Annotated in this window: 11 protein-coding genes; 1 reads left to right on the forward strand and 10 read right to left on the reverse strand. The window is 72.3% G+C overall.

The features are described 5' to 3' along the window. Positions 1-373 precede the first annotated feature (373 nt). From RIF68_RS02415 to rsmH, 10 genes are read right to left on the reverse strand one after another with little or no spacing between them, the layout of a single operon-like run. Complete coding sequence (locus RIF68_RS02415) at positions 374-1,177, reverse strand: FtsQ-type POTRA domain-containing protein (protein ID WP_309049405.1); 804 nt, start codon at positions 1,175-1,177, stop codon at positions 374-376. Between the two features lie 28 nt (positions 1,178-1,205). Further along, positions 1,206-2,300 carry an undecaprenyldiphospho-muramoylpentapeptide beta-N-acetylglucosaminyltransferase gene (gene murG, locus RIF68_RS02420; RefSeq protein ID WP_309049406.1) on the reverse strand — a complete coding sequence of 365 codons (1,095 nt, stop codon included), beginning with the start codon at positions 2,298-2,300 and terminating at the stop codon, positions 1,206-1,208. 6 nt (positions 2,301-2,306) lie between these two features. Next, complete coding sequence (gene ftsW, locus RIF68_RS02425) at positions 2,307-3,647, reverse strand: putative lipid II flippase FtsW (protein ID WP_309049407.1); 1,341 nt, start codon at positions 3,645-3,647, stop codon at positions 2,307-2,309. Between the two features lie 52 nt (positions 3,648-3,699). Continuing rightward, positions 3,700-5,139, reverse strand: coding sequence for a UDP-N-acetylmuramoyl-L-alanine--D-glutamate ligase (murD, locus tag RIF68_RS02430; RefSeq protein WP_309049408.1), 1,440 nt, complete (start codon positions 5,137-5,139; stop codon positions 3,700-3,702). Then, positions 5,121-6,191, reverse strand: coding sequence for a phospho-N-acetylmuramoyl-pentapeptide-transferase (gene mraY, locus RIF68_RS02435; RefSeq protein WP_309049409.1), 1,071 nt, complete (start codon positions 6,189-6,191; stop codon positions 5,121-5,123). The genes murD and mraY overlap by 19 nt, the downstream gene beginning before the upstream one ends. Beyond that, positions 6,188-7,612: a UDP-N-acetylmuramoyl-tripeptide--D-alanyl-D-alanine ligase gene (gene murF, locus RIF68_RS02440; protein ID WP_309049410.1), complete on the reverse strand. Its 1,425-nt coding sequence runs from the start codon at positions 7,610-7,612 to the stop codon at positions 6,188-6,190. The genes mraY and murF overlap by 4 nt, the downstream gene beginning before the upstream one ends. Before the next feature lie 4 nt (positions 7,613-7,616). Further along, the gene (locus RIF68_RS02445) at positions 7,617-9,308 is read right to left on the reverse strand and encodes a UDP-N-acetylmuramoyl-L-alanyl-D-glutamate--2,6-diaminopimelate ligase (protein ID WP_375165664.1); all 1,692 of its coding nucleotides are present in this window, start codon (positions 9,306-9,308) and stop codon (positions 7,617-7,619) included. 26 nt (positions 9,309-9,334) lie between these two features. Beyond that, entirely contained in the window at positions 9,335-11,314 is a 1,980-nt protein-coding gene (locus tag RIF68_RS02450) for a penicillin-binding protein 2 (RefSeq protein ID WP_309049412.1), read from the reverse strand. A 7-nt stretch (positions 11,315-11,321) separates the two neighbouring features. Then, complete coding sequence (locus RIF68_RS02455) at positions 11,322-11,954, reverse strand: hypothetical protein (RefSeq protein WP_309049413.1); 633 nt, start codon at positions 11,952-11,954, stop codon at positions 11,322-11,324. After that, complete coding sequence (gene rsmH / locus RIF68_RS02460; RefSeq protein ID WP_309049414.1) at positions 11,951-12,907, reverse strand: 16S rRNA (cytosine(1402)-N(4))-methyltransferase RsmH; 957 nt, start codon at positions 12,905-12,907, stop codon at positions 11,951-11,953. The genes RIF68_RS02455 and rsmH overlap by 4 nt, the downstream gene beginning before the upstream one ends. 317 nt (positions 12,908-13,224) lie before the next feature. Here rsmH and RIF68_RS02465 point away from each other — a divergent pair, with 317 nt between their 5' ends. Then, positions 13,225-13,764 carry a carbonic anhydrase gene (locus tag RIF68_RS02465; protein WP_309049415.1) on the forward strand — a complete coding sequence of 180 codons (540 nt, stop codon included), beginning with the start codon at positions 13,225-13,227 and terminating at the stop codon, positions 13,762-13,764. Positions 13,765-13,782: the final 18 nt, after the last annotated feature.

Raw genomic sequence — 13,782 nt, forward strand, 5'->3', positions numbered from 1 at the left:
AGACCGACCTCGATCATTCGGTTGATGGCATTGACACCACCGCCGCCGACACCGATGACCTTGATGACTGCGAGGTAGTTCTGCGGTGCTGCCACGTCGAAGGCCTCTCGCCTCGAGTTACGTGTCGCCGCTTCGCGTTGGTGGGCGCCGCGACGACGGATGCCGATTGGGACGGTCCGAAACGCCGACCCAAACCCTAACGTTCAAGTTTAGGGTTACCAGTGTCTCTGTTCGCTGGACTCTTCCGGACAGGACACTAAGTCGACAAGTGGCGCGCGTTCAACGAACACGCCGAACCTCCCGTTTTTCTTTTCACCCTATGTGATCACCCGTAGCGGTGGCCAACCAGGGTGCTGGCCAGCGGTGATGGCCGTCAACTTCCCGACGCGGCAGGGGCCGTGGGGGCACTTACATCGAAGTGCCCCGCTTTGGGCGCCGCCTTCATCAGAGCGGTCAGCACCCGGGCCTTGGCGGCGCCGTGTTCGGAGCTGCCCCAGAGCACGGTGCGGCCGCCGGCCAACTCCAGGGTGACGGAGTCGTACGAGGTCACCCGGACGACCCGGGTGTCGCGGGCGATGCGCTCGGGGAGTTCGCCCCGCACCCGGACGGCCTCCCGGAGGAGCCGGTCGGGGCCGAAACGGCGCAGGGCGGGCGAGGCCGCCGGGGCCAGGTCGAGCCGGGGCACGCCGCGGGGCGCGGTGGGTACGGTGGCGTACCGAACGCCGTTCTTGTCGACTTCGGTGAACTTTCCGCCCTTTTCCATCAGAAGAACCGGCTGCCGTTCCGTCACCTTCAGACCGATTCCGTGCGGCCAGGAGCGTGCGACCTCGACCGCGTCGATGCGCGGCAATTCCTTCCTGAGCCGCGCCTCGATGGCATCGGTGTCGACGGAGAGGAGCGGGGCGCCGACCGGGACGGCGGCGACGGCCTCCACCTGGCGCGGAGTCAGGACGCGGGTGCCGGAAGTCTTCACATCTTCCACACGGAACCAGCTGGAGCCGTACAGCGCCCAGACCACCCCGGCGGTGAGCGCCAGGCCGCCGACCGCGATCAGCAGCACCCGGAGGCGGGGGAAGCGGGCACCGCCGCCCCGCTCCCCCGGCCCCGGCGGCCGCTCCGACGCCCTCCTGGGCTTGCCCGTGCCGTTCTTCTCGGCGGTCGTCGGTCCGGCTGCCACCTGGCGCTCTCCTGCCCTCAGTGCGCCGCTACGCCTGCCGGCGGGCGGCGATCGCCTCGTACACCATGCCGACGAGCAGGTCGTCGGCGTCCCGGCGGCCGAACTCGGCCGCGGCGCGGGACATCTCGTACAGCCGGTGCGGGTCGGCCAGCACGGGCAGGACGTTGCCCTGCACCCACTGCGGCGTCAGCTCCGCGTCGTCCACGAGAAGTCCGCCGCCCGCCTTGACCACCGGCTGGGCGTTGAGCCGCTGTTCGCCGTTGCCGATGGGCAGCGGGACGTAGGCGGCGGGCAGCCCGACGGCGGAGAGCTCGGCGACGGTCATCGCGCCCGCGCGGCAGAGCATCATGTCGGCCGCGGCGTACGCGAGGTCCATCCGGTCCACGTACGGTACCGGTACGTAGGGCGGCATTCCGGGCATGTTGTCGACACGCGGCAGTTCGTTCTTCGGGCCGACCGCGTGCAGGATCTGGATGCCGGAGCGCTGGAGCACCGGGGCGATCTGCTGGATGACCTCGTTGAGCCGCCGGGCGCCCTGCGAGCCGCCGGAGACCAGCAGGGTGGGCAGGTTGGGGTCGAGGCCGAAGGCGGCGCGCGCCTCGGGCCGCACCCGGGCCCGGTCGAGGGTCGCGATGGTGTGGCGCAGCGGGATGCCGATGTAGCGGGCGTTGCGCAGCTTGCTGTCGGGCGTGGCGACGGCGACCCCGGCCGCGTACCGCGAGCCGATCTTGTTGGCGAGGCCGGGCCGGGCATTGGCCTCGTGGACCACGATCGGCACACCGAGCCGCTTGGCGGCGAGATAGCCGGGCAGCGCCACATAGCCGCCGAAGCCGACCACACAGTCCGCCCTGGTGCGCTCCAGGACCTGCTCGGCGGCCTTGATGGTGCCGCGGAGCCGTCCCGGGACGGTGATCAGCTCGGGGGTGGGTTTGCGGGGCAGCGGTACGGCGGGGATGAGCGCCAACTCGTAGCCCCGCTCGGGGACGAGCCGGGTCTCCAGACCCTTCTCCGTGCCCAGCGCCGTGATGCCCACGGTGGGGTCCTGCCTGCGCAGGGCGTCCGCGAGGGCGAGCGCGGGCTCGATGTGGCCGGCGGTCCCCCCACCGGCGAGTACGACATGCACCGAAATTCACCGCTCTCCGGACGGGCGCTTCTTGACGCGCCGTCGCATCGACTTCCATCTCACCCCGGCCCGTCTGCCCCAGCCGGGGCGGCGCATGGCCAGGGCCGCTTTCGCGGCGGGTTCCTGTCGCGCGAAGGCGATCAGGAGCCCGACGGCGAACATGGTCGGCAGCAGGGCCGACCCCCCGTACGAGAACAGCGGGAGCGGGACTCCGGCGATCGGCAGCAGGCCGAGCACCGCACCGACGTTGATCACGGCCTGGGCCGTGATCCAGGTGGTCACGCCTCCCGCGGCAAACCTCACGAAGGGGTCCTCCGTGCGTCCGGCCACGCGGATACCCGCATAGCCTAGGGCCGCGAAGAGGGCCAGCACCGACAGCGTCCCCGCCAGACCCAGTTCCTCACCGGTGACGGCGAAGATGAAGTCCGTGTGCGCTTCGGGCAGTTGACCCCATTTTTCCACACTCGCACCGAGGCCGGAACCGAACCATCCACCCGAGGCCAGAGCATAGATGCCGTGCGCGGCCTGGAGGCAGGGGGCTCCCTCCCCGCCGGGGTCCGTGGCGCCGATGCAGTCGAAGCGCTTCATCCGGTTCGCGCTCGTCTTGATGAGGAGCACGCCGATCGCGCCGGCCACCGTGAGCACTCCGACGAAGAGGCGGGTGGGCGCGCCGGCCGTCCACAGCAGGCCGAAGAGGATCGCGGTGAGGATGATCGCGGTGCCCATGTCGCCGCCGAGCATGATGAGCCCGAGCAGCAGGAAGGCGCCCGGGACGAGCGGCACCAGCATGTGTTTCCACTGGGTGAGCAGCTTCATGTCCTGTTTCCGGGCGAGCAGGTCCGCCCCCCACAGGATCAGTCCCAGCTTGCCGAACTCGCTGGGCTGGAGCATGAACGGCCCGCCCAGGGAGATCCAGTTCTGGTTGCCGCCGACGGAGTGCCCTATCCCCGGGATCTGCACCAGCACCATCAGGAAGACGGCGCCGGCCAGGATCGGGTAGGCCAGCGCCCGGTGCAGCTTCACCGGCATCCGGGAGGCGATCAGGAGCAGCCCGGTGCCGAGCAGCGCGGCGAACAGCTGCTTCCGGAAGAAGTAGGAGGGCGCCAGGTCGAAGGTGAGCGCCTTGATCATCGAGGCCGAGTAGACCATGACGAGGCCGAGCGCGGTGATGAGGAGCCCCGCGCCGATGATCACGTAGTACGCGGTGAGGGGTCGGTCCCAGGCCCGTCGCGCCCGCTCGTACAGCCGCCGCACACCTCCGCCGCGGCCCCGCCGCGGGGGTGCGGGCGCCCGGCCTCCGCCGCGTGCGGCGGAAGGCCGGCGCGTCCCGGCGATCTTGCTCGGCATGCTCGCTGTCCCCTCCGGTCGTGCCCGGCCCGGCCGGACCCCGCTGGTCGGATCAGGCGGGCCCGGTGGCGGCGAGGGCGCGGACCGCGTCCGCGAAGGCCTCGCCCCGCTTGTTGTAGTTGGTGAACATGTCCATCGAGGCACAGGCCGGGGCGAGGAGGACGGTGTCCCCGGGGCGGGCCAGCCGGGCCGCCTCCCGGACCGCCTCGGACATCGCACCAGTGTCGGTCCGGTCGAGGTCCACCACCGGGACCTCCGGGGCGTGTCGCGCCAGGGCCTCGCGGATGAGGGCCCGGTCGGCGCCCATCAGCACGGCCCCGCGCAAGCGCTTCGCCGACTTCTGGACCAGCTCGTCGAAGGTGGCGCCCTTGGCGAGGCCGCCGGCGATCCAGACGATCGGGTCGTAGGCCGCCAACGAGGCTTCCGCGGCGTGGGTGTTGGTGGCCTTGGAGTCGTCCACGTACGTGACGCCCTCGACCTCCTCCACCAGCTCGATGCGGTGCGGGTCGGGCCGGAAGGCCCGCAGGCCCTCCCGTACGGCCCTGGCCTCCACGCCGAAGGCCCGGGCGAGGGCCGCCGCGGCCAGCGCGTTGGCGATGTTGTGCGGGGCCGGGGGGCGGACGTCGGAGACCTCGGCCAGCTCCTGGGCCTGCTTCTGCCGGTTCTCCACGAAGGCCCGGTCGACGAGGATGCCCTCGACCACGCCGAGTTCGGAGAGGCCCGGGGTGCCGAGGGTGAAGCCGATCGCGCGGCAGCCCTCCTCGACGTCGGCCTCGCGGACCAGGTCCTCGGTGGCCTTGTCGGCCGTGTTGTAGACGCAGGCGACCTGGTTGCCCTCGTAGATCCGGCCCTTGTCGGCGGCGTACGCCTCCATGGAGCCGTGCCAGTCGAGGTGGTCGGGCGCCAGGTTGAGCACGACGGCCGAGTGGGCGCGCACGGACGGCGCCCAGTGGAGCTGGTAGCTGGAGAGCTCGACGGCGAGCACGTCGTACTCCTCCTCGCCGAGCACCGCGTCGAGGAGGGAGACGCCGATGTTGCCGACGGCGGCGGTGCGCAGGCCCGCCGCCTCGAGGATGGAGGCGAGCATCCGGGTGGTCGTGGTCTTGCCGTTGGTGCCGGTGACCGCGAGCCAGGGGGCCGCCCCCGGCCCGCGCAGGCGCCAGGCCAGCTCGACGTCGCCCCAGACCTCCACACCGGCCTCGGCGGCGGCCGCGAAGATCGGCTTGTCCGGCCGCCAGCCGGGGGTGGTGACGAGGAGCTCGGTGCCGGACGGCAGGGTCGCCCCGTCCCCGAGGCGGACGGTGATGCCCTCCGCCTCCAGTTCGGCGGCCTGCGCCCGGGAGCGCTCGTCGTCGCCGTCGTTGACCACCGTCACGACGGCGCCGCGGCCGTGCAGGACACGGGCGGCCGGGATACCGGAGACGCCGAGTCCCGCGACGGTGACGTGCTTGCCCTGCCAGTCCAGCTGTTCGCTCACTTTTCGGATGCCCATCCCGCGTAGAAGAGACCGAGGCCGACGATGACGCACATGCCCTGGATGATCCAGAACCGGACGACGACCAGGACCTCGGACCACCCCTTGAGTTCGAAGTGGTGCTGGAGGGGGGCCATCCGGAAGACCCGCTTGCCGGTCATGCGGAACGATCCGACCTGGATGACCACGGACATGGTGATCAGGACGAAGAGGCCGCCGAGCAGGGCCAGCAGGAGCTCCGTGCGGGAGCAGATGGCGAGGCCGGCGAGCGCGCCGCCGAGGGCCAGCGAGCCGGTGTCACCCATGAAGATCTTGGCGGGCGAGGTGTTCCACCACAGGAAGCCGAAACAGGCGCCCATGAGGGCGGAGGCCACGACCGCGAGGTCGAGCGGGTCGCGGACCTCGAAACAGGCGTTGGGGTTGGTGAGGTCCATCGCGTTGGCGCAGGACTCCTGGAACTGCCAGAGCCCGATGAACGTGTAGGCGCCGAAGACCATCACCGAGGCGCCGGTCGCCAGGCCGTCCAGACCGTCCGTCAGGTTCACGCCGTTGGACATGGCCAGGATCATGAAGAGGGCCCAGACCACGAACAGCACCGGGCCGATCGACCAGCCGAAGTCCGTGATGAACGAGAGCTTCGTGGAGGCCGGGGTGAGCCCGCGCAGGTCGGCGAACTGGAGCGAGAGCACCGCGAAGGCGATGCCCACGATCAGCTGGCCGGCCATCTTCGCCTTGGCCCGCAGGCCGAGCGACCGCTGCTTGACGATCTTGATGTAGTCGTCGAGGAAGCCGACGAGCCCCATGCCGGCCATCAGGAACAGCACGAGGACGCCCGAGTACGTCGGGTCCTCGCCGGTGATGACCTTCGCCAGGGCGTACGCGATGAGCGTGGCGAGGATGAAGGAGATGCCGCCCATGGTGGGCGTGCCCTTCTTCCCCAGGTGGCCGCGCGGGCCGTCGTCCCGGATGAACTGGCCGTATCCCTTGCGGGCGAGCAGCTTGATGAGCAGCGGGGTGCCGATCAGGGTCAGGAAGAGACCGATGGCCCCCGCGAAGAGGATCTGCCTCATCGGCCGGCGACCTCACCCTCGGTGTCGAGCAGCGCCAGCGCGACCTGCTCGAGACCGACCGACCTGGATGCCTTCACAAGGACGACGTCCCCCGGGCGCAGCTCACTGCGCAACAGGTCGACAGCCGCCTGCGCGTCGGACACGTGCACCGACTCCTCACCCCACGAACCCTCGTTATATGCGCCCAGTTGCAGCCAGGACGCTTCCCTGTCCCCGACCGCGACGAGCTTGCTGACGTTGAGCCGGACGGCGAGCCGTCCGACCGCGTCGTGCTCGGCCAGCGAGGCGTCGCCGAGCTCGGCCATCTTGCCGAGCACCGCCCACGTACGACCCCCCTGGGCCTGTGCGGCCCGGCCCATGGCCGCGAGCGCGCGCAGGGCGGCTCGCATGGACTCGGGGTTCGCGTTGTAGGCGTCGTTGACGATCGTCACGCCGTCCGGACGCTCGGTGACCTCCATGCGCCAGCGCGACAGGGAACCGGCCTCGGAGAGCGCGGTGGCGATCTCCTCGGCAGGCATGCCCAGCTCGTGCGCGACGGCGGCCGCTGCGAGCGCGTTCGACACGTGGTGCTCACCGTACAGGCGCAAGGTCACGTCGCTGCACCCGGTGGGTGTGTGAAGGCGGAAAGCGGGCTGTCCGGTCGCGGTGAGGCGGACGTTCTCGGCCCGTACGGCCGCTTCGTCCGCTTCGCCGAAGAGGGTCACGCGCGCCTTGGTGCGGCTCGCCATGGCGCGGACGAGCGGGTCGTCGGCGTTGAGGACCGCCACGCCGCCGTCCTCGGCGGACGGGAGGGACTCGACGAGTTCGCCCTTGGCCTGGGCGATCTGCTCCCGGCCGCCGAACTCCCCGATGTGGGCGCTGCCCACGTTGAGGACGAGGCCGATACGGGGCGGGGTGAGCTCCGTGAGGTAGCGGATGTGGCCGATGCCGCGGGCACCCATCTCCAGGACGAGGTGCCGGGTCTCGTCGGTGGCCGTGAGCGCGGTGAGCGGCAGGCCGATCTCGTTGTTCAGCGAGCCGGGCGTCCACACGGTCGGCGCGTGCCGTTCGAGGACCTGGGCGATCAGGTCCTTGGTGGAGGTCTTGCCGGCCGAGCCGGTGAGGGCGACGACATCGGTGCCGAGGCGCTTCACGACCGCGCGGGCGAGGGCTCCGAGCGCGGCCTGGACGTCGTCCACGACGATCGCGGGCACGCCGACGGGGCGGGCGGCGAGCACCGCCGCCGCGCCCGCCTCGACGGCGCGCTGCGCGTAGTCGTGGCCGTCGACACGCTCCCCGGCGAAGGCGGCGAAGAGACTGCCGTCCCGCACCTCACGGGAGTCGATGACGACGGGCCCGGTGATCCGGGCGGCCGGATCCGGTATGTCGTGCGCCTGCCCGCCGACGATTTCGGCGATCTCGGCGAGGGAGAGGGCGATCACTGCTTCATCCCTGACTGTTCTGGTGGCTGGCGGTGGCTCCGCCGGCCGGCGGAGCGGCTTGGGCGTTCTGGTCGAGGATCGCGGCGCGCAGGACCTCGCGGTCGTCGAAGGGCCGGACCACGCCGGCCGTCTCCTGGCCCTGCTCGTGGCCCTTGCCGGCGACGAGGACGGTGTCGCCGGGCTTCGCGCGGGCCACGGCGGCCGCGATGGCGGCGGCGCGGTCCGCGAGGACGAGGACCTCGCCGCGCTCCCCGGCGGGCACCTCGGCGGCGCCCGCGAGCATCGTGGTGAGGATCGCGAGGGGGTCCTCGGAGCGGGGGTTGTCGGAGGTCAGCACGGCCGTGTCGGCGAGCCGCGCCGCGGCGGCGCCCATCGGGCCGCGTTTGGTGGTGTCCCGGTCGCCGCCGCAGCCGATGACCACGTGCAGCCGGCCCTCGGTGACCTCGCGCAGGGAGCGGAGGACCGATTCGACGGCGTCGGTCTTGTGGGCGTAGTCGACGACGGCGAGGTACGGCTGGCCGGCCTCGACGCGCTCCAGCCGGCCGGGGACGCCGGGGACGGCCGCGACGCCGTCGGCCGCGGCCTTGGGGTCCAGGCCGGCGGTGGCGAGGGTCGCGACGGCCGCGAGGGTGTTGGCGACGTTGAACGGGCCGGGCAGCGGGGCGGTGGCGGCGATCCGCTCGCCTCCGGGGCCGACGGCGGTGAACGTCGAGGTGTGGGAGCCGAGGACGAGGTCCTCGGCGCGCCAGTCGGCGTCGGCGCGGCCCTCCGCGGAGAAGGTGACGACCGGGACGGTCGCCTCCTTCGCGAGACGGCGGCCGTACTCGTCGTCGGCGTTCACGACGCCGATCCGGCTGCGCTCGGGGGTGAAGAGGCTCGCCTTGGCCCGGTAGTAGTCCTCCATGTCGGAGTGGAACTCCATGTGTTCCGGGCTGAGGTTGTTGAAGACGGCGACGTCGAAGACGCAGCCGTCGACCCGGCCGAGCACGAGGGCGTGGCTGGAGACCTCCATGGCGACGGCCTCGACGCCCCGTTCGCGCATGACGGCGAAGAGGGCCTGGAGGTCGGTGGCCTCGGGGGTGGTCCGCTCCGACTTGATGCGCTCGTCGCCGATCCGCATCTCGACGGTGCCGACCAGGCCGGTGCGCCGGCCGGAGCCGCGCAGACCGCCTTCGACGAGGTAGGCGGTGGTCGTCTTGCCGGAGGTGCCCGTGATGCCGATCTGGAGGAGGCCCTCACCGGGGCGTCCGTAGATCTCGGCGGCGAGTTCGCCCATGTGGCCGCGCGGGTTCTCCACGACCAGGACCGGCAGGCCGGTCGCGGCGGCGCGTTCGGCGCCGGCCGGGTCGGTGAGGATCGCGGCGGCGCCGAGGTCCGCGGCCTGGGCGACGAAGTCGGCGCCGTGGGCGCGGGCGCCGGGCAGCGCCGCGTACACGTCGCCGGGGCGCACCGCCCGCGAGTCGTGGGTGATCCCCGACACCGCGACCGCGCCGGGCGTCTCGACGCCCAGCCGTGCGGCCAGCTCGCCCAGGGGTGTCGGGCGGGCCTGCCGCGGCCGGGGTGGGGTGGTTCGGTACTGATCAGCGTGTGGCACGGCGGTGAGCGTACCGGGCGCACCCTCTGCGGGGCTAAATGAGCCCGGGGCGTCGCCGGAGTTCGATTTCCGGTTCCCGGAACGGGGGGTGATCGTTGTCACTGGTGCTCCCGGAGTGTCACGGGGTGTCACGGGGTGGGGTCGAAGGTGACGGGCAGTCGGGGGGCCTCGCGGCCGGTGGGGGCCACGTGGAGGGTCTTGAGGGCGAACTCCATGACCTTCTTGTAGATCGGTCCGCAGATCTGGCCGCCGAAGTAGCTGCCCTTGGTGGGGTTCTGGATGGCGCAGTAGACGGTGACGCGGGGGGCGTCGGCGGGGGCGAAGCCGGCGAAGGAGGCGGTGTAGCCCTTGTAGCGGCCGAGTTCGGGGTCGACCCGGTTGGCGGTACCGGTCTTTCCGGCCACGCGGTAGCCGGGGATGGCGGCGCGGGTACCGGTGCCCTCGCGGTCGTCGACGACGGACTCCAGCATCTCGGCGAGGGTCCGGGCGGTCTTCTCGCTGACGACGCGGGTCTTGGCGGGCTCGGGGGCCGGGGTGAAGCGGCCGTCGGGGCCCTTGGTGCCGCGCACGAGGCTCGGTTCGACGCGTACGCCCCCGTTGGCGATGGTCGAGTAGACGGAGGCGGCCTGCATGGCGTTGACGGAGAGGCCCTGGCCGAAGGGGATCGTGTACTGCTGGGAGGTGGACCACTTCTCGGGCTTGGCGAGGATGCCGGAGGTCTCCCCCGGGTAGTCCAGGCCGGTGGGGCTGCCGATGCCGAACTTGCGCAGGTAGGAGTCGAGGATCCGGTTGGACTCGGCCTGGGTGGCGCCGAGCTGGCCGGTGGCGAGGATGGTGCCGATGTTGCTGGACTTGGCGAGGACGCCGTTGAGGGTCAGGTACCAGGTGATGTGGTCGACGTCGTCCTTGAACAGCCGGTCGCCGCGGTGGAGCCGGTTGGGGACGACGACGTGCGTGTCGGGGGCCGCCTTGCCCTCCTCCAGGACCGCGGCCATGGACATGACCTTGCTGGTGGAGCCGGGTTCGTAGGCGTCCTGAAGGGCCGCGTTGCCCATGGAGGCGGAGTTGGCGGCGGAGAGGTCGTTGGGGTCGAAGCCGGGGGCGTTGGCCATGGCGAGGACCTCGCCGGTGCGGGTGTCCTGCACGATGACGTAGCCGCGGTCGGCCTTGGACTTGCGGACCTGTTCGGTGATGGCCCGCTGGGCGGCCCACTGGATGTCGCGGTCGATGGTGAGTTCGACGTCGGAACCGGGGACGGCGGGCGTGCCCTGGGAGCCGGCGGTGGGCACCTGGCGGCCGTTGGACTGGGTGAAGCGGATCTTGCCGTCCTTGCCGGCGAGTTCGCCGTCGAGCATGGACTCCACGCCGCCGGCGCCGCGGCCCTCGGCGTTGACGTATCCCAGTATCCCGGCGGCGAGTTCACCGTTGGGGTAGACGCGCTTGCTGCTGGGCTCGCTGAGGATGCCGCCGAGCAGGTTCACCTTGGTGCCGCCGGGTTCCTGGGCCTTCTGGCCGTACACCCTCTTGAGGTCCCTGATCTGGTTCCAGACCTGCGGGGTCTGCTTGCGGGCCAGCAGGGTGTAGCGGGACTTGGGGGTGCGCAGCTTCTTGGCGATCTCGGCGGGTTCCTTGCCGAGGAGCGGGGCGAGGAGGGCGGCGGCCTGCTCGGGGGCGTCGGGGACCTTGCTCTCCTCGGGCGTGAAGAGTTTCGGGTCGGCGGTGATGTCGTACGCGTCGACGCTGGAGGCCAGCGCGATGCCGTTGCGGTCGGTGATCTCACCGCGTTCGGCGGACAGCGTGTACTCCTGGTAGCGGTACGCGGCGGCCTTGGCGGCGTACGCGTCGGCGTGCACGGCCTGCACCTGGAGCAGGCGCCCCACGAAGACGAGCATGACGAGGGTCAGGCCGACGGAGATCAGCCGCAACCGGGGCCGGGGGCTGCCGAGCTTGATGGTGCGGGGTTTCCGGGCGGGCGGGCGGGGCGCGGGGCGCCGGGTGCCCGGGCGGGGCGCGGGGCGGGCGCTGCGGGCTCCGGCGGAGGCGGGCCGGGGGCGGGCGGGCCGGGCGGGGCCGGGGACGCGGCGGCGCGGGGGCTCCTGGGACGGCACTGCTCGGTCACCTGCCGGAGGTCGTGGGGAGGGTGGTCGGGGGCACGGTCGCGCCGGACGCCGTCGTGTCGGCCGCGGTACCGGCGGCGGGGTCCGCCTCGGAGGCGGCGTCCGTCCGCGCGGGGTCGGTCCCGGCGACGGACGTGTCCAGGGCGGACTGCTGCTGGAGCTGGTCGGTCGGCGCGGGGTCGGTCCCGGCGACGGACGTGGCGGGCGGCGCCGCCGGAGGTTCCGTGGGCGGGGCCGGGACGGGCGTGGGGCTCGGCTCCGGGGAGGGGGCCGCGGAGGGCACGCCCAGCACCTTGCCGTCGGGCCCGAGGAAGGCGGGGCTGCCGCCCGGCACCATGCCGAGCCGGCGGGCGGCCCTCTCCAGGGCGTCGGGGGCGGCGTGGGCGTCCACGTCCCGCTGGAGCGCCTGCTCCTCGTCGGTGAGCTCGGTGGTGCGGTCCTTGAGCTCGCGCAGTTTGAAGGAGCCCTGGTTGAGCGCCGAGTTCAGCAGGAGCAGGCTGATGAGCCCGCCGCCGAGCAGGACCACGACCAGCAGGACGAAGGGGGTGCGGGCGGCCGAGCTGGGCCCCGACGGCATGAGCCGCCCGAGCCGCGCGGCCCGCCCTTTGAGCGGCCCCTTCGCCGGGCTCACAGCACGTCCTCCCGGATGCGCTCGGCCCCGCGGAGCCGGGCCGGCGCGGCGCGGCGGTTCTCGGCCACCTCTTCTTCGGTGGGGAGTTCGGCGCCCCGGGTGAGGAGCTTGAGCCGGGGCTGGTACTTCTCCGGGACGACCGGCAGGCCGGGCGGCGCGGTGGTCGCCGCGCCGGCCGCGAAGACCTGCTTGACCAGCCGGTCCTCCAGGGAGTGGTACGAGAGGACGGCGATGCGGCCGCCCACGGCGAGGGCCTTCACGGCGGCCGGAACGGCCCGCTCCAGGACCGACAGCTCGCCGTTGACCTCGATGCGCAGGGCCTGGAAGGTCCGCTTGGCCGGATTGCCGCCGGTGCGCTTGGCGGCCTGCGGAAGGGAGTCGCGGATCAGCTCGACGAGCCGGGCGCTGTTGGTGAACGGTTCCTTCTCGCGCTCGCGGACGATGGCCGAGACGATCCGCTTGGCCTGCTTCTCCTCGCCGTACGCGCGCAGGATGCGGACGAGTTCCCCGGCCGGGTAGGTGTTGAGGACCTCGGCGGCGCCGATGCCGGTCGTCTGGTCCATGCGCATGTCGAGCGGGGCGTCCTGCGCGTAGGCGAAACCGCGGTCGGCCTCGTCCAGCTGCATGGAGGAGACGCCCAGGTCGAAGAGGACGCCGTCCACCTTCGGGAGGCCGAGCCGGTCGAGGACCTCGGGCAGCTCGTCGTACACGGCGTGGACGAGGGTGGCGCGCTCCCCGTACGGGGCGAGCCGCTCGCCGGAGAGCCGCAGCGCCTCCTTGTCCCGGTCGAGGGCGACGAGCCGCGCCTCGGGGAAGGAACGGAGCAGCGCCTCGCTGTGTCCGCCGAGACCCAGGGTGCAGTCGACGACGACCGCGCCGGGGCGCTGGAGGGCGGGGGCCAACATGTCCAGGCACCGCTGGAGCATCACCGGGACGTGTCGGTCGTTGCTCAATGCGCCCTCTCAGATCCGGCGCGGAGGCACGTACCGCCGAGCGGGAGGATGCCGAGCCGTAGGTACCGCCGCACACACGGGGGAGAAACCGCGGAAATCGCTCGATGTCTCCGTGAACTCCGCGTCACTTTAGTCCACGGGCCCCGCCGGTCAATCAACCGGCTGGCGCGTCGCGGAGAGCCGCGGGGGCGGGTGGACGCCACCCTTCCGGAGGCGCCCTCCCCGGCCTGTGGGGTGGCTCACACCAAGGGCGGTCGGGGTTCTTTGTCCGCCCTCACAGGCGCCCGCCCGGGGCCGTGCCCCCTACCGTCGGGAGCATGACGCCCTCCGCGCACTCCTCCTCCGTCGTCCTGGCCGGCGACTCCACCGTCACGGACCGCCTCGTCGCGGCCAACGAGCGGTACGCCGCGGCGTTCGCCGACCCCGGCATGGACGCCCGGCCCGTCCTCGGCGTCGCCGTGGTCGCCTGCATGGACGCCCGGCTCGACCTGCACGCGGCGCTCGGCCTGGAACTCGGCGACTGCCACACCATCCGTAACGCCGGCGGGGTGGTCACGGACGACGTGATCCGCTCCCTCACCATCAGCCAGCGCGCCCTGGGCACCCGCAGCGTGGTGCTGATCCACCACACCGGCTGCGGTCTGGAGACCCTCACGGAGGAGTTCCGGCACGAGCTGGAGATGGAGGTCGGGCAGCGGCCGGCCTGGGCCGTCGAGGCCTTCCGCGACGTCGAGCAGGACGTCCGGCAGTCGATGCGGCGGGTGCGGACCTCCCCCTTCCTCCCGTACACCGACGACGTCCGCGGCTTCGTGTTCGACGTGACGACCGGTCTGCTGCGCGAGGTCGACCCGGCCTGAAAGCCGGGCGGCTGGGCC

Source organism: Streptomyces sp., assembly GCF_031178505.1.
Taxonomy (GTDB): Bacteria; Actinomycetota; Actinomycetes; order Streptomycetales; family Streptomycetaceae; genus Streptomyces; species Streptomyces gulbargensis.